This window comes from Nitratireductor aestuarii, assembly GCF_014641695.1.
Classification (GTDB): domain Bacteria; phylum Pseudomonadota; class Alphaproteobacteria; order Rhizobiales; family Rhizobiaceae; genus Chelativorans; species Chelativorans aestuarii.
Genome location: NZ_BMIF01000001.1, coordinates 102,366 through 124,614, shown reverse-complemented (window position 1 = coordinate 124,614; position 22,249 = coordinate 102,366). Strand labels below are relative to the sequence as shown.

Here is a 22,249-nt window from a genome sequence, read left to right as displayed (position 1 = left end):
TGTCGAATCGAAAGTAAAAGTGGCCCTCATCAGGGCGGGAGGGAACATGGCAGGCGAGGAACACGTCTCTGTTGCAGTTAGAGATGATTTTTGGCGCGGCAGACCAAAGCGAAGCCCGTCCCTGCCCTTGCGGAGTTGTTGTGGAATAGCCTCGATGGCGACGCCACCGATGTCTCGGTGGAATTCGTTCATAACGACCTGGCCGGCGGAATGTCCAAGATCGTCGTCTACGACAATGGTGACGGGTTTTCACGCACAGAGGCACGTGCGCTCTTCGGCAATCTCGGCGGGTCTTGGAAGCGTCATATTCGTCAGACGAAGCGCAATCATCGCATGATCCACGGCCAGGAAGGGCGCGGGCGCTACAAGGCATTTGCCCTCGGCCAGTCCGCCGCCTGGAAAGTTTGCTACGACGGCGCATCAGGCCGAAAGGCTTTTGAGGTCAGGCTCCTGGAAGCCGATCTCACGGATGTCACCATCACAGAGGAAGTGCCCGCGCCTGATCGCTCGACCGGTGTCATCGTCGAGATCAACGACCTTCGGCGGGATTTCAAAACCTTCGAGAGCGACGAAGGCATTCAGGACCTGAACGAGATTTTCGCGCTCTACCTCATGAACTATCGTGGGGTCTCTATCTCTGTCGCTGGCCAGAGGCTCGATCCGGAGAAGGTGATCGCCAGCCACCATAAAGTTCCGCTTCCGCCGATCGAGACGGCGGAAGGCCGCCAGCACAGCGTCGAGCTGGAGGTCATCGAATGGCGAACGGACGCGCGCCGCGCGTTGTATCTATGCTCCGGCGCCGGATTTCCGTTCGATCAGGTCGAGACGCGTTTTCACATTCCCGGCTTTTCTTTCTCCGCATATCTGAAATCGACCTACGTCGAGGAACTCCACAACGAAGAACGCGTCGCGCTCTCGGAATTGGATCCGCTGCTTGGCGTGGCGGTAGAAAATGCGCGGTCCGCGATCAAGGACTATTTCCGCGACAAGGCCGCAGAAAAGGCTCGGTCCCTCGTCGATGAATGGATCGCCGAAGATGTCTACCCATATCGAGGCGCACCACAGAACGCCGTTGAGAAGGTCGAACGGCAGGTCTTTGATATCGTGGCGGTCCAGGTTCAAGAGCTCGCGCCGGACCTCGGGGTCAGCTCGGCGAAGGCGAAGGCGCTACACCTTCGGATGCTTCGTAACGCGATCGAGCGCGGACCAGAGGAATTACAGCTGATATTGAAGGAGGTACTGGACCTTCCGGCTCGCAAGCAGAAGGAACTCGCTACCCTTCTCCAGGAGACCACGCTGTCCGCAATCATTACTGCGGCCAAGACGGTCGCCGATCGGCTCAAGTTCATTTCGGCCTGGAGTCGATTGTCTTCGATCCTGAGACGAAAGGGCGTCTGAAGGAGCGGACCCAGCTTCACAAGATACTCGCTGAAAACACGTGGATTTTCGGCGGAGAGTATAACCTATGGGTCAGCGACAAGGATCTTCGTCGTGTCCTCGAGAAGCATCGCGAATATCTTGATCCGGACATCTCGATCGACGAGCCCGTCAAGGTGATCGGCAAGGCGCGTGGGATCATCGATCTGATGTTCTCGCGCTCCACCCGACGGCACCGTGCCAACGACATCGAGCACATGATCGTCGAACTGAAGGCTCCCAAGGTGAAGATCGGCGCCAAGGAAATCACGCAAGCAAAGCAGTATGCGATTGCGGTCACATCCGATGAGCGATTTTCGACTGTCGATGGAGTCCGCTGGCATTTCTGGCTCGTTTCCAACGCCTACGACGATTTTGCCAAGCACGAGATTGAAAGTGGACCAGATCGCGAGCGGCGTCTTATCGCGAAAGGGCCGAGACACATCGTCGGAATCAAGACGTGGGGAGGGCTTATCGAGGAAAACCGCGCTCGCCTTCAGTTCTTCCAGGAGCATCTGCAGCATTCCGCTGACGAAGGTACCGCAATAAAATATCTTCAGGAGAAGCACAGTCGGTTTCTTGAGGGCGTGATTGTCGAGGAAGCTACTGAAACCAGCGATGATCACCCGATTACTCCTGCCGCGGAAGATTCTATTCCTGCTTGATGTCCTATAGAATCTAAAGCATCAAGCCAGACCGCTCACAACGACAGGAGGGGCGCGACGCCTCCCTTTGACCTGGACTGTTTCCCATGCCTGAAGAGTATTCACGTTCATCGGAGTGGATCGCCTGGATGCGCGACTACGTGAACGCAGCGCGGCGCTTTACTGCCGAGGATCCCGTCGACGTGTCGTCAGAGGATGAACGCGAGCTCGTCGCGATAAAAGCTGCTCTCTATGCCCGGGCGCTAACGCTGTTCGAGGGAACCCTGCTCCTGCTCGAAAACGACCGGCAGCTCGACTTTCGCATTCAGTCACGCGGCGTCATCGAAGCCGCGATGTACCTCATCGCCCTGGACCGAAACCCCGCCTTTGTCACGCGGATGAAGGATGACGACATCAAGAGCCGGCAAGCGCGCGCGGCCCTGCATCTCGGCGCGAAGACGTTCAATGGCACGGCAGACGTGAGGCAGCAGGTCGCGGAATTTGTGGCACAAGGACTCCAAGGCGCAAAGGCGATCCAGATCGGCACCCTCCTTGAGGGCAGCGATTTCGATCGCCTTTACCGCAGCTACCGAGACATTTCCGGGGACGCCGCGCATGTCAGCCTGACGGCGCTAAACCGGCACTATGTCAAGAACCCGACTAACGGCCTGGCGATGTTGATCATCAACCCCGAGCTCGACGAGATCGATTTTCATGTAACCGTGACAGAGCTCGGCATCTCCATGACGATCGCGACGCTTCTCATGATGAAGATCAAGGAAAAGACCGACATCTGGGACGAATTTCAAGCGCTGTTGCAGCGATACAGGGCCTTGGCACGCGATGCACGTCCGAACGATGCCCCCAGTCCGTAGCAAGCCGGACTATCCCTAAACACGGTCTATTCTCTGATCGCGTACACTTGGCGCGTTCCTGAGACATTGCCGTCCGTGTCCAGATACCCGTCGCTGGCGTACCGAACTTCGTCTTGCAGAAACGCATCGAAAACGTCGGCGATCTCCTCAGGTGTGAAATGAAAGAGCTGCGTTTTGCTCTGCGTATCTGAGGCAACCAGCAACCCATCCGGCAAATACACACTTCCGGAGAGGACCCCGATGACGCGCGCGTGCAGCATTTTGTCGGAGATCACTTTTGGCGTTCGGCTCTCGCGTCGCCGCGCCGTCAGATCATAGTTGTTGAAGACTTCGCTCGCGGTGCTGCTGACGAACGGTTCACGCCATTCGACATCTTTTTTGACTCCGATCTCGTGTACGTCCAACGGCGTCTTGCGAAATCGATCCGTCACGAGACGGCATTCGATCAGCCGCCTCATGCATACAGCAGCCACTCCAATCGCCCGTTCCAGCATGTGATAGGAGTTATGCTCCGTCTCCTTCTCCGACAGCACTTCGTCCAAATGCAGAACAATTCGGCGGCGCTGCTCCGCGAGCTCGTTCTTCCACGTATACGATTGCCAGTCGGAAGAGCCTACGCTTCCCAGTTTGCGAGATTCCTCGATTCTAGCCTGTATCTCTTCTTCCGACCTCACGCCTTCTGTCTCCTCAGCCATCGTGGAATCATCCTACCTGTTCCACCTGGAGCGTGCCTGCAGCCAACGGATGGATGAGCGATTGCGCCGGCACGGAGGGATCGAGCCAGTCCGCCCACGCTTCGCGCCCGAGAATGACGATCTGTCGATCGTGGTACGGAATAATGTCGGGGCCGGGCTCCATTGTCAGCATCGTAAAGGCTTCGCCGACGTCCTTCGTCTCCCGCCAGATGCCGGCGATGCAGAAGATCGGCTCACGGTGCTTGGTGAAGAGCCATTTGTCCTTGCGCTTCTTTCCCTTCTCGGTCGGGTCGGTGAACTCGTAGAAGCCGTCGGCGACGATCAGGCAGCGGTTCGAGGTGAACTCCCGCCCCTCTGAGCGGAAATTGTACACCGGCCGCTTGTTCGGGCCCGGCCAGCTCCAACGGCGCTGGACCATCTCACCTTCGCCGCGCGCGCCTTCGACCGTCCGGATGATCGGACCCACATCGGTGATCTTTATGTCTTCGCGCGCCTGGATATTCGGCGCACCTTCGCCAAAGCGGATCTTGATCTTGAGATCGGCGAAGTCCTCAACGATCGAGGCGACATCGACCATCAGCCGGTAGTCATTGCACATCGGTCCTCCAGTTGATCGCTATTGCCTCGCGATCCTGTTCTTATTATGTTCTCATGATCATGAGCGCGAAGGTCTTCGATTCCGACGCACCGCTCGATGAACGCCGCGTCATCATACGGCGCTATGGCGGCGATGTTGAGATGGTGGAACTGCCTTGGGGACTGCAGCCCCGGGAGCCTGGCGGTCGACCCTTCACCGTGGTGCGCGGGGAAGACCGCAAATTCCCGAGCCATCGCTGCCTCGTACCTGCTTCCGAATTTCGCCATCGCAGCCAGGGCAAGCGCTACAATTTCGGGCTTACCAACGGCGACTGGTTCTATTTCGCCGGCATCTGGCGCCCAGCATCGCGGGATTGGCCAGAGGCCTATGCGATCCTTACGACCGCAGCCAATGAAGACGTCGCGCCCTACCATGATCGGCAGATGGCGGTGCTGCGCCGCGACCAGCGTATGGCATGGCTCGATCTGACGTGTCCGGAAGAAGAGCTGCTCCGTCCGCTGCCGGCGGGGAGCTTCCGGGTTTCCCGCCCGTGTGAGGCGCACACCCTCGCCCAGGCTTCGCTCGCATTCTGAAAGACTGAAAACCGCAATTGCGGAAATACGGATTTGAGGGGAAAGCCTTCCCCTGCGACCGAGCCACGGTCTCGGCCGACCCCTTCTGCGGGGAGACCCCGCAACGCCCCCTAGAGTGAGAGTGCGGATCGGCTTTGCCGTGACGGGTTGAGGGCTGGGAGAGAGGCTCCCGGCGCCCGTCGCGGAGATCCGCGATGTCCAGAAAGACCGCACCCGCTCGCGCCGGCCAGGATCGGGCGAGCCTCTATGACGAAATCACCGGCAAGATCATCGCCCAGCTGGAGGCCGGCCGCGTGCCCTGGGTTCAGCCGTGGGGAACGACGGCAGCGAAGGCGCCACTCGCCATGCCGAGAAACGCCGCCACCGGTCGCCAGTATTCCGGGATCAATGTGCTGATCCTCTGGGGCGCTGTGATCGAGCATGGCTTCCCCGGCCAGAGTTGGCTCACCTTCCGCCAGGCGCTCGCGCTCGGCGGCAATGTGCGCAAGAGCGAACGCGGCACGACCGTCGTTTATGCCGACCGCTTCGTGCCCGATGACGAGAAGCGCCGCGCCCGCGAGGCTGGCGAGGAAGCCCAGGCGATCCCGTTCCTGAAGCGCTTCACCGTCTTCAATACGGCGCAGTGCGAAAACCTGCCGGAGGGCATTGCGGCAGCCGCGCCCCCTCACCTACCCGGGCTGATTGAACCGCGTGTCGAGGCCCTGATCCGCGCGACCGGGGTGGACTTTCGCATCGGTCGCGACCGGGCCTTCTATGTCCCGGCGCTCGACTACGTGCAGGTCCCGCCGCCACAGGCCTATTTCGAGCCGATCAATTGGCATCGCACGGCGCTGCACGAGCTCGGCCACGCCACAGGCCACCCTTCTCGCCTCGGCCGCGACCTGAGCGGCAGCTTCGGTACGAAGAAGTACGCATTCGAGGAGCTTGTGGCCGAGATGAACGCCGCCTTCTGCTGCGCCTCGCTCGGCATCGTGCCGACCGTCAGGCATGCAGACTACCTCGGCTCATGGCTCGAGGTGCTGCGCGAGGACAACCGCGCCATCGTCCGCGCCGCGTCACAGGCCAGCAAGGCGGCGGACTGGTTGCTCGCGTTCGTCCCGTCCGACGGCTATGAACTTCACGCGGAGTATTCGCTCGGTGGCGTCCCGAAGTCAGTGACTTACCAGACGACATCTGCCCGTTTGCCGCTCGGCCAGCACCGCTCCGTTGACGCAAGCAGCCCTAGATAATATCACATCCCCATGGTCGAAAAGGATACCCACGTAGTTTCCCGGTTCGCCGGCATCCCAGAAGGCGGGATGCCGGGAAGTCGACCGCTCTAGTACCGACAGCGGAACGATACCTAGGCCTCGCCCCTCGTGGACGAGGCTTTCCGCATAACCTGTGCCTCGTCCCATCAATGTCGATGGAATCCAAATGGCACAAGATCACCCCACAAGTCCGACAGCTTTTCTGGCTCTCGCCAAACTTCCAAGCGAGTTCAGGGTGCCACCTGCGCTCCTGAATCCTGGCAACGCCCAGGCATCTTCCGAACTAGCGCACACGATCTACCGTCGCCGTCTGTGTTGCGAACGGCGAAAGTGTCGCCGGCGCCCTGACAATTCAGGGACTACTACGCACTCCCGTTCCATACCCAGCTAATTCACCCAGGCCCTATCATGCACATCCAGGGTATCTCTTTATTTGCCATCGCATTTCTCGTGGGAGCAGACGAGCTGTTGCTCGGCCCCATTTTGACACCTATCGGAAACGATTTCTCAGTGAAGCCCGAAAGTGTCACCTTATTTGTCACGGCATACAGTCTGGGCAATGCAGTTTGCGCGTTCTTTTTTGGAGCTTTGTCGGATCGATATGGCCGCATGCAAGTCCTTATTCCGGCATCGATTGTCTTTGCCGGTGCCTCTGTCGCGACGGCACTCACCGAGTGTTTTTCGTGTGCGCTGTTTTTCCGGGTAGTGACCGGCGCGGCAAGCGCGGGGATGCTCCCGATCGCCTTTGCGATAGCCGCTGACACGGGCACGAGCCGAGCAATTCGGAGCGTGGCTTTCGTTCAGGCAGGATTGACTCTGGGAATGGTCACAAGTCCTAGCCTCGGGGCCTTACTGACGGAGTTGTTCTCCTGGCGCATAGCATTTGCGGCCCTCGGAATCGCAGCCCTGCCGTTCGCTCTAATGGCCATGCTTATCAGGACCGCCCCAATTCCTGCCGAGAGCATCAGCCAGCCGGTGAGTCGAGCCCGGCTGCTCGTACCTGGCTCAGTTGGTGCACTCATCGCGATGGGCTTCGGTCTCGGCGGAGGAACTGCCATCTTCACGCTGATCGGCGAACGACTGCGGGATATCGCTGGCCTCGGAACTGGAACCATCGGCGGAGTATATGCTCTTCTTGGCATTGTCAGCGTCATTGGCAACGTTGCAATGCCTAGAATATCGGCTCGTTTCGGCGACGGTCGGCATATCATGCGCTGCGCGTTGGTCGTTTGTTTGACAATGAACGCAGTGGTGTTTGTCACGCCAGCTGGATGGCCCTTAGCGTTCGCCCTGCCCCTGTGGGCGCTCGCCGCAGGAATTGGCTCGCCCGCACTCATGAATTACATTGCCGAACTGGCGACGGCTCGGCGAGGAGCGCTGATGGCGCTTGGCATGACGGCGATGCACGGAGGGCTGGCTGTTACTTCCGGCTTAGCGGGCATGACATATACGATGGGGCCCGAGTGGACGGCTGCACTCGGTACGCTGCTTTTCGCACTTGCGATACTCGCTCTTCGCCCTGCGAAAGGACCTGCCGAGAGCGAGACGAGGCATCGAACTGTGGACCCGTGAAACAGGCCGAAACCTGACTTGCCACTTCGCAGACGCGGATACGCCGTTCAGCTCACGAGCTGCATCCGAGAGGCACCCCGCGTTCACGGTCTTTCTCACAATTTGAGCCCCCGGAGGGGCGAAAAAAGGAGAGTGAGAGGGGGGATCGAAGTTCCGTGACGGGTAGGAGGTCGAGAGAGAGGCTTTCGGTCGCCCGTCGCGGAGTACATCACCATGGCTACTGCTGCGAAGAAGATCACGTTGTCGCCCTCGCGCGACATTCCGTTCAACAAACTTGTGCTCAGCCAGTCGAACGTCCGGCGTCTGAAGGCCGGGGTGTCGATCGAGGAACTGGCCGAGGACATTGCCCGTCGCGGCCTGCTTCAAGGCCTTAGCGTCCGCGCGGTTGTCAACGAAGCGGGTGTCGAGACCGGCATGTTCGAGATTCCGGCTGGTGGCCGGCGCTATCGAGCACTCGAATTGCTCGTGAAGCAGAAGCGCCTAACCAAGACTGCGCCCGTGCCCTGTGTCGTGCGCGAAGACGGCATTGCCGAAGAGGATTCGCTCGCCGAGAACGTCCAGCGTGCGCCACTGCATCCGCTCGACCAGTTTCGCGCCTTCCTCTCGCTCAGGGAGAAGGGTCAATCCGAAGAGGAGATCGCCGCCTCGTTCTTCGTATCGGTCAATGTTGTCAAACAGCGGCTAAAACTCGCCTCCGTCTCGCCGAAGGTGCTCGAAGCCTATGCCGAGGACAGCATGACGCTCGATCAGCTCATGGCTTTCACGGTCTCAGGGGACCACGAACGCCAGGAACAGGTGTTCGAGCGGCTCCAGCATTCCTACGACAAGCAGCCCTATGTCATCCGCCGCATGCTAACCGAGGGCGCCGTGCGCGCGTCGGACAAGAGGGCGCAGTTCATCGGCATCGACGCCTATGTCGAGGCCGGCGGCACCGTGCTGCGCGATCTGTTCGAGGGAGACGACGGCGGCTGGCTGCAAGACGTCGCACTGGTTGAACTGATGGTCGCCGAGAAGCTGAAGGAAGAAGCGGCGACCACCGAGGCAGAAGGCTGGAAGTGGATCGAGGTCGCGCCCGACTTCGCTTACGGTCATAGCTTCGGCCTGCGCCAGCTTCGCGGCGAACCCATGCCGTTGACGCCGGCGGGGGAAGCGGCGCGCAATGCCCTGCAAGCCGAGTTCGACCGCCTGTCCGAACAGCACCAGGATGCCGACGAGCTGCCCAAAGAGGTCGATGAGCGTCTCGGCGAACTCGAAACTGCCCTCGACGCTCTCGATGCACGGCCGCTCGTCTTCGACCCCGCAGAGGTCGCGCGCGCCGGGGCCTTCGTCAGTATTGCCTATGACGGCCATCTCCGCGTCGAGCGAGGCCTCATCCGGCCAGAGGACGAGCTCGCTATGGAGCCAGAAAAAGACCTTGCCGGAGAGGAGGATGAGCGTGAGGTCGCGGCCAGCGATGATGGCGAGAACGCTACGATTGCCGGGCTTGACGCACCCGCCAATGAACGGGACGAGGATGATGGGCTGACGCCGATCTCGGATCGGCTCATGACTGAGTTGACGGCCTATCGGACGGTCGGTCTGCGCCAGGCTCTCGGCGAGCAGCCGGACATGGCGTTCATAGCAGCGCTGCATGCCCTGACGCTCAAAGTCTTCTATCACTATGGCACGGACAGCTGCCTCGAACTCGACTTGAAGGGCGTCAGCTTTGGCATCCAGGCGCCTGGACTCAGCGACAGCGCTGCTGCAGAGGCGATCCGCGCTCGGCACGACGATTGGGCGAAGGCATTGCCTAAAGACCCGGATGGCCTCTGGGACGCACTCCAAGCCTGGGACAGCAATAGCCGGTCCGCCCTCTTCGCCCACGTCGTCAGCCTGTCTGTCAACGCGGTGCATGAGGCTTGGAATCGCCGGCCCCGCGCGCTCGCCCATGCCGACCGACTGGCGCAAGCCGTCGCGCTCGATATGACAGCGGCAGGCTGGCGACCCACTGTCGACGCATTCCTCGGCCGAGTTACCAAGGCCCGAATCCTCCGGGCTGTCGCCGAGGCCAAGGGGCAGCGTGCCGCTGACAGGATCGCGCACCTCAAGAAGGGCGACATGGCCGCAGAGGCGGAAACGCTGCTGGCTTGCACGGCTGGTTGCCGGAGCCGCTCCGCACGCAAGGCAGCACCTCCGCTGACGTGACTACACTGGACAGCAGCGAGACCGATGCCGACGTCGGAGGATTGGCGGCCGTGGGCGGCACAACGGCCATGGTCAATGTGGAGCCTTCGGAGAAGAATACGCCCGCCGACGACGCTCCCCACGCGATCGCGGCAGAGTAGAACGTCACCAACTTGCACAACTGGGCTCGCCGGCGACGGCGGGCCTTTCTCATGAAGGAGGCCATCATGACGGAGAGGCCGCATGATCTAGCGCGTCGTTTGGCCGATCGAGCCGAGACGGTCTGCCGCAGCTACCTCTCGAACGGTCGGCGCCAGGGCAACTACTGGCTGGTGGGCGATGTGCGCAACACCCCCGGCCGCTCAATGTATATTCGCTTGAAGGATTCGCCGAAGGGCGCAGCTGGCAAATGGACTGACGCCGCCACCGGGGAACACGGCGATCTCCTCGATGTCATCCGGGAAAGCTGCGGCCTGACCGACTTCAAGGACGTCGTTGACGAGGCGCAAACCTTCCTCAGCCTTCCGCCGTCCGAGCCGACATCGGCGGCTATACGCCAGGCGCCGCCTCCGCACGGCTCGCCCGAAGCCGCCCGTCGCCTGGTCGCGATGACCCGGCCTATTCCCGGAACGCCCGTGCAATCGTATCTGCGCAAACGCGGAATCACAGATTTCCGCGGAACCGGAAATCTGCGCTTCCATCCGCGCTGCTACTATCGCCGCGACGAGCATTCTCCGACGGAAAGCTGGCCCGCCATGGTCGCAGCCGTCACTGACCTGACCGGAAGGATCACCGGAGCACATCGCACCTGGCTCGATCCGCAACGCAGCGACAAGGCCCCTCTCGACACACCTCGCCGGGCGATGGGCGATCTCCTCGGCAACGCAGTCCGCTTTGGCGTCTGCGGAGAAGTGATGGCAGCAGGCGAAGGCATCGAAACAGTTCTGTCGATCCGACAAGTTCTGCCAGACATGCCGATGCTGGCGGCGCTCTCGGCTGCCCATCTCGCCGCCATCGTGTTCCCGGATACGCTGCGCCGGCTCTACATCCTGCACGACGACGATCTAGCTGGTCATCGTGCCCGAGACACTCTGGTAGAACGGGCGAACGCAGCCGGCGTCGAGGCGATCGTCATCTCGCCCCAGCTTGGGGACTTCAACGAGGATCTCCGCACGCTCGGCATCGACGCCCTTCGAGCTGAGACGCGGATGCAAGTCGCGCCCCCAGACGCGGCTCGATTCATGGCGCAGGCGGCGTAGTGGCAGGACAATGACTGCGAAATGCGACCGTGCTCGTACCGTATCCTGGAAGGGACCGCGCATCGGTCGTGTCCTCTGAGCAAATCAGGCACTCCTTTCCTGCGTACCCGCGAGGCGGCATCCTGTTGCTATCCGTATGCCTTGACGATCGTACCGGTCCCGCTTCCCTCCACGCAATCGACGTAGGCAGCAATAAGGCTATCCATTGCTACGGGCTTCATCCCAGGAAACAACTCGCCGAATTCTTCTGCCGAGTCAGCGACCATAGTAGGGCTCACCGCATTGATGCGCAGGCCTCGAGGCAACTCGATTGCCGCCGACAGAACGAAGCTATGCAGACCGCCGCTGATAACGGCCCCGCCCGTAACTCTTGGCCAGGCTTCATCGGCAAATATCCCGCTGGTCAGCGTGAACGAACCATTGTTCGCAAGATAGCGTTGACCGATCAGAACGAGGTTGATCTGGCCAAAGAGCTTGCCCCGCATGTTCTTGAGCAAGGCAGCTTCCGTAAGGTCGGCGAAATGGTCGAGTGCGCCTGATGCGGCGACGCAGATGCAGGCATCAACATGCCCCACCCTCCTGTACATCTGCTCTATGCTTTCAGCCTCAGTAACGTCGACCGCAACGTCTCGACCTGAGCGGCCGGCTGCAATCACTTCATGACGCGTTGCGAGTTCCGCACAAAGCGGGCGGCCGATTGTTCCCGACGCGCCGACAACCAGAATTCTCATCGAACCTTCCTCCGTGTTGACGTGAGGCGACAATCGCCCGCTGGGTTTGCGAAGGGAATGCGGTATTATAAACTATGGCTTTGAAGGAAATCATCCATAATGCGGGGCAGCGAGTTTGCCGATCTTAAGGCGTTCGTAACCATAGCCGAGCGCGGCAGTTTCTCTGGTGCGGCGAAGATGCTCGCGATTTCGCCATCTGCGTTAAGCCAGCGAATGCGGGAATTCGAAGCCCGGTTGGGCGTAAGGCTGCTCAATCGGACAACCAGGAGCGTCGCTGTCACCGAGCAGGGACAGGCACTGCTCAACAAGATTGTTCCCCTGTTTGGCGCTTTCGATCAAGCCATGGCAGAGTTGATCGCCCCAGAGGCCGAGGTGGCTGGTTCGCTGCGGCTCAATCTCTCGCGCGTGGCCGCATTGTACCTTCTCGCACCGCACTTGCGGGCGTTTCACCACGCTTATCCGGCGGTGACGCTCGACATCACTATCGATGACAGGTTCTCGGATATTGTCGCCGGTCGGTTCGATGCTGGCATCCGTCTTGGGGAAGCGCTTGAAAGAGACATGGTGGCAGTCCGGCTGGGCGGCCAGCGGGAGTCCATGGTCGTCGCCAGCCCTGATCTTCTCGCGCGATTAGGCGAGCCGGAAAGCCCCCGCGACTTGCATCGATTTCCTTGCATTCGCTTCCGATGGCCAGGTGCCATGAACATCTATCGCTGGGAGTTCGAGAGAGATGGTGAGGTGGTCGAAGCCGACATTAGCGGCCCCCTGATCGCCAATGACACAGCTATGATGCTGACTGCTGCAGAACAGGGATTGGGTCTCGCCTATCTGTTGGATATTGAGGCAGCGGCTCACATCAAGGCTGGCCGGCTCATGCGACTACTGTCCGATTGGACGCCTCCTTTCGCTGGCTTCTATCTGTACCACCCGAATGCCAGGCAGATGCCGAAGCAACTCAGGGCATTCATCGATTTTCTTGGCGGCCGACTAAAGAGTTAGCTTCGACGAGCAGCATCTCTCATCTGACACCGACGGGCTCCTGACCTATGTCATCCGACCGGAGTTGCGATGGGAGATGATGAAAACAAGAACGACATCTGCGGGTTCGCGCAGTTCGCGGCAGTATCCCGGCACAGTCAGGAACCGTTGCTTGCAACTGGAGCACTTTCCGGATAAAAACGCCGCATGCGCGAAAGCCCCGCTTTGATTGTTGCCCGGCTGGCCTGCATCCCAAGAGGCGGGATGCAGGAAACTCGGTTGCGCTCCTAAGAGGAGCGTCGCGCGGTTCCTTGGCCCTGCCGGAAACGGACGGGGCCTTTTATTTGTCTGCGCTCCGTCGTCCGGCCCTAATCGGAGACAGACATGGCTCAAAATATCTACGACACTGCAGAATTCTACGAAGGTTACAGCACCCTGCCCCGCTCGGTGCATGGTTTGAGTGGCGCACCAGAGTGGCCATCCGTTAGAGAATTGCTGCCTGATATCAATGGAAAACGTATTGTCGATCTTGGCTGCGGTTTCGGGTGGTTCGCGCAGTGGGCGGCGGCCCAGGGCGCAGCGTCCGTCCTCGGCCTCGACTTGTCGGAAAACATGCTGGCGAAAGCGCGGGCGGAGACAACCCATGCCGGAGTACGATACGAGCGCGCCGACCTGGACACATTGACGTTGCCGACCGCGGCGTTCGACTTCGCCTATTCGTCCCTCGCATTTCACTACGTGCAGGACTTCCGCCGGCTTGCGGACACGATCTATCGCTCCCTCGTTCCCGGGTCGCATTTCGTCTTCACGATCGAGCATCCGATTTACATGGCCTCCACCTCACCGGGCTGGCTGGCCCGTCAAGATGGAACCCGTACGTGGCCGGTCGATCATTACGCAGTGGAAGGCGAGCGGAAAACGGACTGGTTCGCAAAGGGAGTCGTCAAATATCACCGTCGCCTCGCCACGACAGTGAACGCACTCCTCGACGCAGGATTTTCCGTCCGCCACCTAAACGAATGGTCTCCGACCAGCGCTCAATTGGAAGAGCAGCCGGCGCTTGTAGATGAGATGGAGAGACCGATGATGCTGATCGTCGCGGCTCAGACCTAGGCACGCCGTCGGTGTCGCCGGCCACGAAAGAGCCCCGTCGTCGGCGGCCCCCAACAAGGTCGCACCTTCTCTGGCGACCCGTTCTGTTCCGGATAGCGTGAGCCGGCTCCATACTTGTGCAACTGCGATCCGCCGGCAACCATCCGGGATTACTTCATCGAAGGACCAAAGCAATCGTTATTGACGCATTCCCCATATCGCGCGGCTCGACGACGTCGACAAGGATTTCAACATGCTCCCGCGATGCGCAACGAAGCGAGGCCAGATGCGGCTCGGCCCTGGGACGTTGAATGCTTCATGGTACTGAAGACGTAGCCGACAAGGGGCACCTGCCAGCGGTTCCGCCATGCTCGTGTGTATGCATGCTCTTGTCTGAGAGGACGCCTCGGCCTTCTAGAGGCGATCGGCCCACAAGCCGTCCGACCCGGCAATGGCGGCGGCCGACTATTTTCCGGCGCGGCCTGAGGGCCGCTTTCCATCGCGAGGCAAAATAGCCGGCCTTTGCCCTCGAGCCCTGCGCTTGCGCTCCGGGTGCCCGGCCGCCCCGCCCGTGGGCGTCGTCGCCATGAAGGCCGCGGCGGTCGCGGTCCAACCGACGGAGCATCCCATGCGCGAACACGACAACTACGAACCGCACCACGGATCCTCACCCACCGACCATGTCCTCAACGAACTTAAGCTCCATGGCTACCGTCCCTTCGCCGACGAGCCCGACCAACGGCTTCTGCCCGACGGCAACCAAGTCGCGGGGGCCGTAGCAGATATCTTCGACGCGCTGATCAGCACCCTGGAGGACACGCGCCTCGAGCCCGACCTCGACGATCTCCTCTGGTCGACCGTCAACGTCTTCCATCGTGCCACCGACCGGATCGGCCGGGTACTGGACGACAACGAGCAGGCCCAGAAACGGGCGCAGCGCGAACAGGACGGCAGCGAGGTGAAGTCCGTCGAACTGGAGCGCCTGATCGCCGAGGGCATCACGCTGATCGAGCGCCAGAACGCCTTCGAGCTGATGCGCGATCAGGCCGCCGAACACTACGAGCGCCATGTTGGCAAACCATGGCTTCCGCGCACCGGATCCAAAGTCAACCATCGGAATCTCACCTCGGCGATGATCGACAGCCGCGATTTCCTCATGGCGAAGAAGCGGGCCGAGCAAGAGATTCTTCTGCCTCCGGGCCCAAAGATCGTCGTCACTGGCGGCCTCGACTTTGACGATCACCAACTGATCTGGGCCAAGCTCGACCGGGTACGCGCCAAGCACCCGGACATGGTGCTCATTCACGGCAAGTCTCCGAAGGGCGCCGAGAGAATCGCCTCGCTCTGGGCGAAGAACCGTAACGTGCCACAGGTCGGCTTCGCGCCCGACTGGACGAAGCATGGTCGGGCAGCGCCCTTCAAGCGCAACGACCAGATACTGGAGATCGTGCCGAAGGGCGTGATGCACTTTCCCGGTACGGGCATCAACGACAATCTTGCCGATAAGGCCACGAAGCTCGGCATTCCGGTCTGGAAGTTCGGCGGCGCGTGAGCGCCGCCCGCCATCGCGCAACGACGGCGCGCAAATCTAGTGAAGCAAGGTGGCAGTTTCACATGGCTCGTATTGCTGTTGCGATGTAGTATCGGAGCGATGACAAAAGGACGGTTCAAGGTAGCCCGCTGCCGGATCAATGGCGTGGATGCGGTTTCGGCCGATACTTCTCATGCGTTCGGTCGGCATACCCATGACCAATTCGGGATCGGCGTCATCCTGCGCGGTGCGCAGAAATCTATGAGCGGTCGCGGTATGGTAGAGGCGGAAGCTGGTGATGTGATAACGGTTAATCCGGGTGAAGTGCATGACGGCACACCGCTGGGCGCAAGCAGCCGCGCTTGGCGAATGCTCTATTTCGATCCGGCAGCGCTGGCTGGTCCGATCTTCGCGCTGACGAACGGCGACACCGATAGCGCCGAGCTTTCACACCCGGCGATGCGGGATGCGATTACGGCCACGTATTTCCTGTCGCTCTTCCGCGCGATAACCGATCTGCACGGCGGCCATACCGAAATCGAGGCCCGGGAAAATCTGCTCCTAATGCTGGCGCGACTTATCGAACGCCGGAATCGGGAGCGGTCTGGAGCACCCAAGTCGATAGAACAGGCACGCGCGCGCATCGACGACGACCCCTCCGCACCGCTGTCGCTGGCCGAATTGGCCGCAATCGGCGGTGTCAGTCAATTCCAGCTTCTGCGAGGCTTCTCAAAGATGACTGGCCTCACGCCACACGCCTATCTTGTCCAGCGTAGGCTTCAGCGGGCGCGACAGATGATTGCGGGTGGCACTACGCTCGCCGATGCGGCGCAGGCTGCTGGTTTCGCGGATCAAAGCCACATGACCCGCCTTTTCGTCCGCTTTTACGGAATGTCACCCCGCGTCTATGCCGCCGCGATGAACTGATCCGCAATTTCCTTCAAGACGGGGCGAGTGGTCATACCGCATATTGGTTCGAAACAATCGAGCCAAGAGTATGCCCATACAGTTTCGCTACACCCCTGAAATCCGATCCCGCTTTCCGCAACTTCGTTCCCGCACCCTTTTTGTCGATGGCATCGGCGCGAACGTCGATGCCTCCATCCAGATTGCCCGACTGGTCACGACTGCCGATGACCGGCTTGCCGCCGCAAGTGAAGGCGCGTTCCCCGAGATACAGGCTTGGCGGGGCGCCTTTTCCACGATGGGCCTCAAGCCGACGCAATACCGATGCGCCTCCGAAGCTCTGCTGAGGCGCTATCGCAAGGAAGGATCGCTTCCCGCGCTTCATCCGCTGATCGACCTGTGCAACGCGACCTCGCTGGCTTTCGCTATTCCGGTCGCGGTATTCGATACTAGCAAGATCACCGGCACGATGACCGTGCGGCTCGCCCACGGCGATGAAACCTATGAGACTTTCGCTGGGCAGATCGAGCATCCCGAACCCGGCGAAGTCATCTTCGCTGATGATACCGGACGCGCTCATGCGCGCCGCTGGACCAATCGTCAAAGCGGTTGGTCCGCCGTTCGCGCCGATACCACACAAGTCCTGATCGTGGTCGAAGCCCTGCATGAATTTGCCGAAAACGATGTCGCGGCTCTGATGACGTCACTCTCCAAGGCGCTGGCCGCGATCTGGCGAGGGTCTGGGGTGGCAGAGATGGAACCGCTATGACATTGGAATTTTTCCTCACCACTCTGGTCATCGTCGCGTCACCCGGCACAGGCGCAATCTACACGGTGGCTGCCGGTCTTTCGGGCGGCGCTCGCGCCAGCTCCATCGCGGCCTTCGGCTGCACGCTCGGCATCGTCCCGCATATGCTGGCGGCGATCAGCGGGCTTGCAGCACTGCTGCACGCGAGCGCGTTGGCTTTCCATATTCTGAAATATCTCGGCGTTGCCTATCTGCTCTACATGGCGTGGGTGATGTACCGTGATCGCGGAATATTAAGCCTAAACAGTGAGACAAGCGATAAGAGCATTCGGCAGGTGATCGTCTCAGCGATCCTCATCAACCTGCTGAACCCCAAGCTCTCGATCTTCTTCTTCGCCTTCCTGCCGCAGTTCGTGAGGCCGGGCGATGCGGCCCCTGTCAACAGGATGCTGGAACTGAGCCTTGTGTTCATGGCTCTGACCTTCGTGATCTTCGCCGCCTATGGTGCCTTCGCTGCCGCCGTCCGGCGGCATGTGATCTCCAACGCCTCGGTCCAGATGTGGATGCGGCGTGGCTTCGCCGCCGCTTTCGCTGGGCTCGCGGTGCAACTTGCACTTGCTCAACGATAAGGCAGGGCATGGAGGGGTGACGCACTGCTGGATATCGGATTTCTGCTCCGAGCACGCGCGCTCTTGCGCTACCCTTCACCCGCGCCGTTAGGTGGTGGTGGAAGGCGCGACCGTCAGCCCCTTTATTTGCGGAGGCCACCACCATGATCATCCTTGCAATACTTGCATCTCTCGCAGCGATCAGCCTGCTTTGCTGGCTGCTGTTCATGCTGGCCGTCTTCGCACTACCGGCGTTCCTCGGGGTGACGGCGGGCGCCTGGGCGCACGGCACGGGCGCTGGTATCCCGGGCGCCATATTAGTCGGCGCCGTCGCGGCGGCGATCACGTTCGCCGCAGGACATCTGCTCATCACCTTCGTACGGCCCATGTGGTTGAAGCTGATCGTGGCCGCAGCCTTCGTAGCGCCGGCGGCGATCGCCGGTTTCCACGCCACTCATGGCATCGTGAAGAACCTCATGCCGTCCGACGCGTGGCAGATCACGTTCTCCGTCCTCGGTGCGATCGCGGTCGGCATCACCGCCTTCGTGCGGGTCGCTGGAATGGCGGCGGCGCCGGGCCCTTCCGGCCGGGATCTAGCGCGGGCTTGATCTTCGTCATCGCCGTCAGGAGGATCAGGGCAGCCGTGACCGTGGTTGCTCCCGTCGTCTCATATCGGAACGATGGGCGTGTACGACGCGGATCGACGCTGGTCCGGAATGGCGGTCTTCGTTGGAGCCCTGAGGGAGCAGAGCCGTGTCTTGGCGCGCACCGGACATCGGGCGCGGCGATCCCCGTGTTAGAGATGGGAGGCCCGGGTGCGGCAGCGTCGGCCTGCCGGTAGGAGACGAAAGCCGGTGAGCCTGCCATGACGCCGGTTTGCCGATGCGGGACGGCCGCCATCTTCTCCGTTACCTGACCGTGCCTCGACCGCTCCAAACGGCCTCTTCAATGGCCTGATCTGGCCGAAGGCCGGCTGCGCCTCAATCGCCTATGGCGCAACAGCCGCGTCAAATTTTCTTCCCCTGCCGGCTCAAGCCGTCATTCCTCGCGGGACAAGAAAGCCCTCCTTAGCTGTCAGGCCCCTTCGGGGTGCGCCGTCGATCGCCTCCGGCCAGTCGATCGCCATCGAGGCCGCAATGGTGCGGGCTCGGGAACGGAAAACGGAGACTTACAATGGCGACCATCGGCATCTTCAAGAAGACCGGCTCGAACGAGTTCACCGGCGAAATCGTCACCCTCAGCGTCCAGGCCAAGAACGTGCGCATCGTCCCCGACCAGCGCGCCACCGGCGAGAACGCCCCCAGCCACCGGGTTCTGGTCGGCCGCGCCGAGATCGGCGCCGCCTGGTCCAAACGCTCCAACGAGGGCCGCGACTATCTGGGCCTCAAGCTGGACGATCCGAGCTTCAACGCCCCGATCTACGCCAACCTCTTCGACGACGAGGAAGGCGACACCTTCTCGCTGATCTGGTCCCGTCCCAACGGCCGGCGCAGCGACTGAGACCATCCGCGAAGCCCCGGCCCTCAGGCCGGGGCCTTCCTCCCATTCAAGGAAGACGACCGAATCAGTTTCCCGTCCCCAGCAGTTGTGAGCGGCGGATTCAGTAGCTTCCGACTGGTAGCGGCCTCCAAGAGCGACTATAATAGTCGTAGTTTTGGCGTGCGCGTAGGTCCGTGTGGGAGGTGATCATGCATGATCACCGCCCGACAATCGCGGGCCGCGCGCGCGTTGCTGGGTTGGACGCAGGAGACGCTCGCTGACAAGGCCCGGGTATCGCTGACCGCTCTCAAGCGCCTCGAATCCGAAAACGGTCTCGAGGTGTATGAAAGCACGCGCGACGAGGTCAGACGTGCCTTTGAGCGGAACGGGATTGTCTTCCTGACCTCCGACCAAAGCGTGGGAGTGATGCTTGTTCATGGAAAGGCCGAATAATGGTCGCGCTATCACACTGACTTCACGGGTGCTCGCGACCCCAGCTTGCGCCCTTCATTCGGGCGAGTTGCCGTTAACAAACCCTTCCAGAACGGATAATTTTAGCCGTCAGGGAATGCCATGACCAAAAGCGATTTTCTGGATCAGCCGCCGAGCGGCGCCGCACTGACGGCCTACGACCAGGCGCACATCAAGCTATACCTTCGCCTTCTCGACGCCGATGCGGAAGGAGCCGATTGGAAGGAGGTCGTCGAAGTTCTCTTCGGTATCGATGCTCGGGCCGAAACCGACCGGGCGCTCCGGGTTTATACTGCCCATCTCAAGCGAGCGAAATGGATCCGTGACAACGGGTTTCGTGAGCTCAGCGATCGCCAGCAGCACTAGGTGATGCATTTCCCGCATCACGTTGATCTAACTTCGTTCTTCCCCAGCACTGCTCAACTTGGAATCGTCGTGGCCTGACAATTCGCGTTGAACCAATCGCGGGCGGAGGTTGGAGTATGTCCCAGGATGACAGTTGGCGGTCTGGCACCGCTTACGACTACGTTGACGCGTTGACCCCAAGCCAGCTTGCTTGGGAATTCCTGCGCCGCAATCCGGAATACAAGAAGGCCTTTCAGAAGCTCGTGTCCAGCGGCCGCATATCGCCCCAGGACGCCGTCGACTTCACCAAGCAATGGGGGTTGCGATTTCCCGGCAGAGCCGCGGCTGACCGCGATCGCCCAGCCGATCTTCTGGACCCCCGAAACCGACCCGGGCGCGATCCTGCTCCAGCCCGGGTCCGCCTCGCTCGAACAGTTTCATCTCACGGCTGACCGGCTTCAGCGGAACGCGACCGCCTCGCAGCGCGATGCGGATCTTCACGTCGTGCTGAATGGAGAGTATTTCGACGCCAGCCTCGCGAATCCCGGCTTCGCCGGACCACTCGCGGCCGTGGTGCTGCTCGATGACGACACGCCGGACCGGCTGGCCATGGTCGAACGGCTGTGGGCGGCGGCGCGTGGCCGGCGTGTGCCGCCGGACATGCGCCTGACCGGCCAACGGCGGCGACGTGCGAAAGAGATGCTGCGTGTTGTTGATGCCCGCGAGGCAGGCCTGACCTATCTCGCCATCGCCGAGGTAATGTTTCCTCAGCACAAACCTGACTCCGCGTCCTGGGTTGGAAGCCCGATCCGAGAGACGACCATCCGTCTTGCCCGTGACGGTTTGAAACTCGTTCGCGGAGGATACCGGCTGTTGCTCCGCCGCCCTCGCCGGAATCGCTGACACCGCTGGTGTCGAAATTGACATTCTTACTTCGACATCGTCCGAGACACCGTCTTCGCGCCACCGTGCTCGCAACCCGCCGCTCACCCGAAGCGACCTTCCGCGAGACCACGGAGGTTCTATCATGGCCGAAAAAACCGCCAATCTACCGCAACGCTATCTGAGAACGCAGGAGGCGGCCCGCTTCCTCGGCCTGTCCGAACGCACCCTTGAGAAGCACCGCACCTACGGCACCGGGCCGATCTATCGCAAGCTCGGCGGCCGTGTCGTCTACTCCGTAGAGGATCTGCACAGCTGGGCGGATCGCGGCCTCGTCACCTCGACCTCCGACCCGCGCGGCGGCTCTGTGCTGCCGGCAAAGCGCCAGCCGTTATCCGCCACGGCCGGCGGCCGCGTTCCGCGCTGAGGTGACCGACCATGTCGTTCCGCCACCATCATCGCGATGAGCGCGCGCAGCTCGATCTGTTCCGGGCGCTGCCCGGCGATCTGGCGCCCCGCGATGCACAGGACCTCATGGCCTACCCCTTTTTCTCGCTCGCAAAATCGAAACGCCTCGCGCCGATCGACTTCAAGGCTGGTGCCGTGAAGATCCGCGTCGAGGGAGTGCCCGAGCACGGCATGGCCACAATATGGGACGCCGACGTCCTGATCTGGGCCGCGTCGCAGATCGTCGAGGCGCGCGACCTCGGCCTGCGGCCGTCGCGCCTCATGGCGACGACGCCCTATGAAATCCTCAACTTCATCGGTCGAGGCGTCAGCTTGCGCGACTACGACCGCCTGAAGGCCGCGCTCGACCGGCTTCAGTCGACCACAGTGGCGACCTCCATCCGCCAGCCGACCGAGCGTCGGATGCACCGCTTCTCCTGGATCAACGAATGGAAGGAGCGCGCCGATCATCGTGGCCGCCCGCTCGGACTCGAGCTGATCGTCCCCGACTGGTTCTACGGCGCCGTCCTCGACGACGCGCTCGTGCTGACGATCGATCGCAACTATTTCGGCCTGACCGGCGGGCTTGAACGCTGGCTCTACCGCCTGGTGCGCAAGCACGGCGGCCGTCAGGAGTTCGGCTGGAGCTTCGACTTCCCGCATCTCCATTCGAAGTCCGGCAGCCTCTCGCCGCTCAAGCACTTCGCCTACGACCTCCGTAACATCGTCAAACGCCAGCCGCTTCCCGGCTATCGCCTAACCATCGAGCAGTGCTTCGGCGGGCCGGAAATCCTCTCCTTCGTGCCGACCGATCCGGATGCCCTCGGCATCCCGCGCCGTCGTCGCCGGACCAAACCTCACCCTGGGGGTAAGCTGTGAATCGTCTCGTGCTATCAGGGACCGGCACTATCGTGCCATCGAGGACCGGACTCTCGTGCTATCAGGGACCGGAATTGTCGATTCCTCGCGCTCAATCAGCAGCTTGCG

Annotated in this window: 24 protein-coding genes and 1 pseudogene; 22 read left to right on the top strand and 3 right to left on the bottom strand. The window is 61.3% G+C overall.

The features are described 5' to 3' along the window. The first annotated feature begins 90 nt into the window (after positions 1 to 90). From IEX27_RS21200 to IEX27_RS00680, 3 genes are all read left to right on the top strand, one after another. A complete protein-coding gene (locus IEX27_RS21200; RefSeq protein WP_210315488.1) occupies positions 91 to 1,398 on the top strand; it encodes an ATP-binding protein in 1,308 nt (435 codons plus the stop codon). Further along, complete coding sequence (locus IEX27_RS21195; RefSeq protein ID WP_308642599.1) at positions 1,356 to 2,081, top strand: type I restriction enzyme HsdR N-terminal domain-containing protein; 726 nt, start codon at positions 1,356 to 1,358, stop codon at positions 2,079 to 2,081. The genes IEX27_RS21200 and IEX27_RS21195 overlap by 43 nt, the downstream gene beginning before the upstream one ends. Before the next feature lie 128 nt (positions 2,082 to 2,209). Next, positions 2,210 to 2,935: a DUF5677 domain-containing protein gene (locus IEX27_RS00680; RefSeq protein ID WP_244630168.1), complete on the top strand. Its 726-nt coding sequence runs from the start codon at positions 2,210 to 2,212 to the stop codon at positions 2,933 to 2,935. Positions 2,936 to 2,961: 26 nt separating this feature from the next. Here IEX27_RS00680 and IEX27_RS00675 read toward each other — a convergent pair whose 3' ends face one another. Beyond that, the gene (locus IEX27_RS00675) at positions 2,962 to 3,630 is read right to left on the bottom strand and encodes a hypothetical protein (RefSeq protein WP_188719009.1); all 669 of its coding nucleotides are present in this window, start codon (positions 3,628 to 3,630) and stop codon (positions 2,962 to 2,964) included. A 7-nt stretch (positions 3,631 to 3,637) separates the two neighbouring features. Next, on the bottom strand, positions 3,638 to 4,228 hold the full coding sequence (locus IEX27_RS00670; protein WP_188719008.1) for an SOS response-associated peptidase: 591 nt from the start codon (positions 4,226 to 4,228) through the stop codon (positions 3,638 to 3,640). A 56-nt stretch (positions 4,229 to 4,284) separates the two neighbouring features. Between IEX27_RS00670 and IEX27_RS00665 the strand changes: the two genes are divergently transcribed. The 5 genes and pseudogenes from IEX27_RS00665 to IEX27_RS00645 all read left to right on the top strand — a co-directional run bounded on the left by IEX27_RS00665 (position 4,285) and on the right by IEX27_RS00645 (position 11,044). Further along, positions 4,285 to 4,800: an SOS response-associated peptidase family protein gene (locus IEX27_RS00665; RefSeq protein ID WP_210315494.1), complete on the top strand. Its 516-nt coding sequence runs from the start codon at positions 4,285 to 4,287 to the stop codon at positions 4,798 to 4,800. A 194-nt stretch (positions 4,801 to 4,994) separates the two neighbouring features. Further along, positions 4,995 to 6,029 (top strand): ArdC family protein, encoded by a 1,035-nt coding sequence (locus tag IEX27_RS00660; RefSeq protein ID WP_188719006.1) that lies wholly within the window; start codon positions 4,995 to 4,997, stop codon positions 6,027 to 6,029. A 429-nt stretch (positions 6,030 to 6,458) separates the two neighbouring features. Next, a complete protein-coding gene (locus IEX27_RS00655) occupies positions 6,459 to 7,622 on the top strand; it encodes an MFS transporter (RefSeq protein WP_188719005.1) in 1,164 nt (387 codons plus the stop codon). A gap of 213 nt (positions 7,623 to 7,835) precedes the next feature. Further along, a pseudogene (locus tag IEX27_RS00650) lies at positions 7,836 to 9,946 on the top strand (ParB/RepB/Spo0J family partition protein). Positions 9,947 to 10,012: 66 nt separating this feature from the next. Beyond that, positions 10,013 to 11,044 (top strand): DUF7146 domain-containing protein, encoded by a 1,032-nt coding sequence (locus IEX27_RS00645; protein WP_188719004.1) that lies wholly within the window; start codon positions 10,013 to 10,015, stop codon positions 11,042 to 11,044. Between the two features lie 128 nt (positions 11,045 to 11,172). On the opposite strand, the gene IEX27_RS00640 is transcribed toward IEX27_RS00645, so the two are convergent. Further along, positions 11,173 to 11,775, bottom strand: coding sequence for a short chain dehydrogenase (locus IEX27_RS00640; RefSeq protein ID WP_188719003.1), 603 nt, complete (start codon positions 11,773 to 11,775; stop codon positions 11,173 to 11,175). Positions 11,776 to 11,874: 99 nt separating this feature from the next. On the opposite strand from IEX27_RS00640, the gene IEX27_RS00635 reads away from it, so the two are divergent. The 14 genes from IEX27_RS00635 to IEX27_RS00575 all read left to right on the top strand — a co-directional run bounded on the left by IEX27_RS00635 (position 11,875) and on the right by IEX27_RS00575 (position 22,141). Further along, the gene (locus IEX27_RS00635; RefSeq protein ID WP_188719002.1) at positions 11,875 to 12,774 is read left to right on the top strand and encodes a LysR family transcriptional regulator; all 900 of its coding nucleotides are present in this window, start codon (positions 11,875 to 11,877) and stop codon (positions 12,772 to 12,774) included. A gap of 363 nt (positions 12,775 to 13,137) precedes the next feature. After that, a complete protein-coding gene (locus IEX27_RS00630; RefSeq protein WP_188719001.1) occupies positions 13,138 to 13,866 on the top strand; it encodes a class I SAM-dependent methyltransferase in 729 nt (242 codons plus the stop codon). Between the two features lie 607 nt (positions 13,867 to 14,473). Next, on the top strand, positions 14,474 to 15,397 hold the full coding sequence (locus tag IEX27_RS00625) for a DUF2493 domain-containing protein (protein WP_188719000.1): 924 nt from the start codon (positions 14,474 to 14,476) through the stop codon (positions 15,395 to 15,397). Positions 15,398 to 15,496: 99 nt separating this feature from the next. Further along, entirely contained in the window at positions 15,497 to 16,303 is an 807-nt protein-coding gene (locus tag IEX27_RS00620) for an AraC family transcriptional regulator (RefSeq protein WP_188718999.1), read from the top strand. Between the two features lie 76 nt (positions 16,304 to 16,379). Next, complete coding sequence (locus IEX27_RS00615) at positions 16,380 to 17,051, top strand: B3/B4 domain-containing protein (RefSeq protein WP_188719561.1); 672 nt, start codon at positions 16,380 to 16,382, stop codon at positions 17,049 to 17,051. Further along, positions 17,048 to 17,659 (top strand): LysE family translocator, encoded by a 612-nt coding sequence (locus IEX27_RS00610; protein ID WP_188718998.1) that lies wholly within the window; start codon positions 17,048 to 17,050, stop codon positions 17,657 to 17,659. Before IEX27_RS00615 ends, IEX27_RS00610 begins: the two co-directional genes overlap by 4 nt. A gap of 143 nt (positions 17,660 to 17,802) precedes the next feature. After that, positions 17,803 to 18,246 (top strand): hypothetical protein, encoded by a 444-nt coding sequence (locus IEX27_RS00605; protein ID WP_188718997.1) that lies wholly within the window; start codon positions 17,803 to 17,805, stop codon positions 18,244 to 18,246. A gap of 565 nt (positions 18,247 to 18,811) precedes the next feature. Further along, positions 18,812 to 19,138, top strand: coding sequence for a DUF736 domain-containing protein (locus IEX27_RS00600; RefSeq protein ID WP_188718996.1), 327 nt, complete (start codon positions 18,812 to 18,814; stop codon positions 19,136 to 19,138). Between the two features lie 192 nt (positions 19,139 to 19,330). Beyond that, positions 19,331 to 19,570, top strand: a complete 240-nt coding sequence (locus IEX27_RS00595) for a helix-turn-helix domain-containing protein (protein WP_188718995.1) — start codon at positions 19,331 to 19,333, stop codon at positions 19,568 to 19,570. Between the two features lie 120 nt (positions 19,571 to 19,690). Beyond that, on the top strand, positions 19,691 to 19,954 hold the full coding sequence (locus IEX27_RS00590) for a DNA -binding domain-containing protein (RefSeq protein ID WP_188718994.1): 264 nt from the start codon (positions 19,691 to 19,693) through the stop codon (positions 19,952 to 19,954). A gap of 116 nt (positions 19,955 to 20,070) precedes the next feature. Beyond that, complete coding sequence (locus tag IEX27_RS21640) at positions 20,071 to 20,385, top strand: transcriptional regulator domain-containing protein (protein WP_373869850.1); 315 nt, start codon at positions 20,071 to 20,073, stop codon at positions 20,383 to 20,385. 157 nt (positions 20,386 to 20,542) lie between these two features. Then, a complete protein-coding gene (locus IEX27_RS21250) occupies positions 20,543 to 20,836 on the top strand; it encodes a DUF2285 domain-containing protein (RefSeq protein WP_244630201.1) in 294 nt (97 codons plus the stop codon). A gap of 124 nt (positions 20,837 to 20,960) precedes the next feature. Next, the gene (locus IEX27_RS00580; protein WP_188718993.1) at positions 20,961 to 21,242 is read left to right on the top strand and encodes a helix-turn-helix transcriptional regulator; all 282 of its coding nucleotides are present in this window, start codon (positions 20,961 to 20,963) and stop codon (positions 21,240 to 21,242) included. 11 nt (positions 21,243 to 21,253) lie between these two features. Next, positions 21,254 to 22,141: a replication initiator protein A gene (locus tag IEX27_RS00575; RefSeq protein WP_188718992.1), complete on the top strand. Its 888-nt coding sequence runs from the start codon at positions 21,254 to 21,256 to the stop codon at positions 22,139 to 22,141. The last annotated feature ends 108 nt before the right edge of the window (positions 22,142 to 22,249 follow it).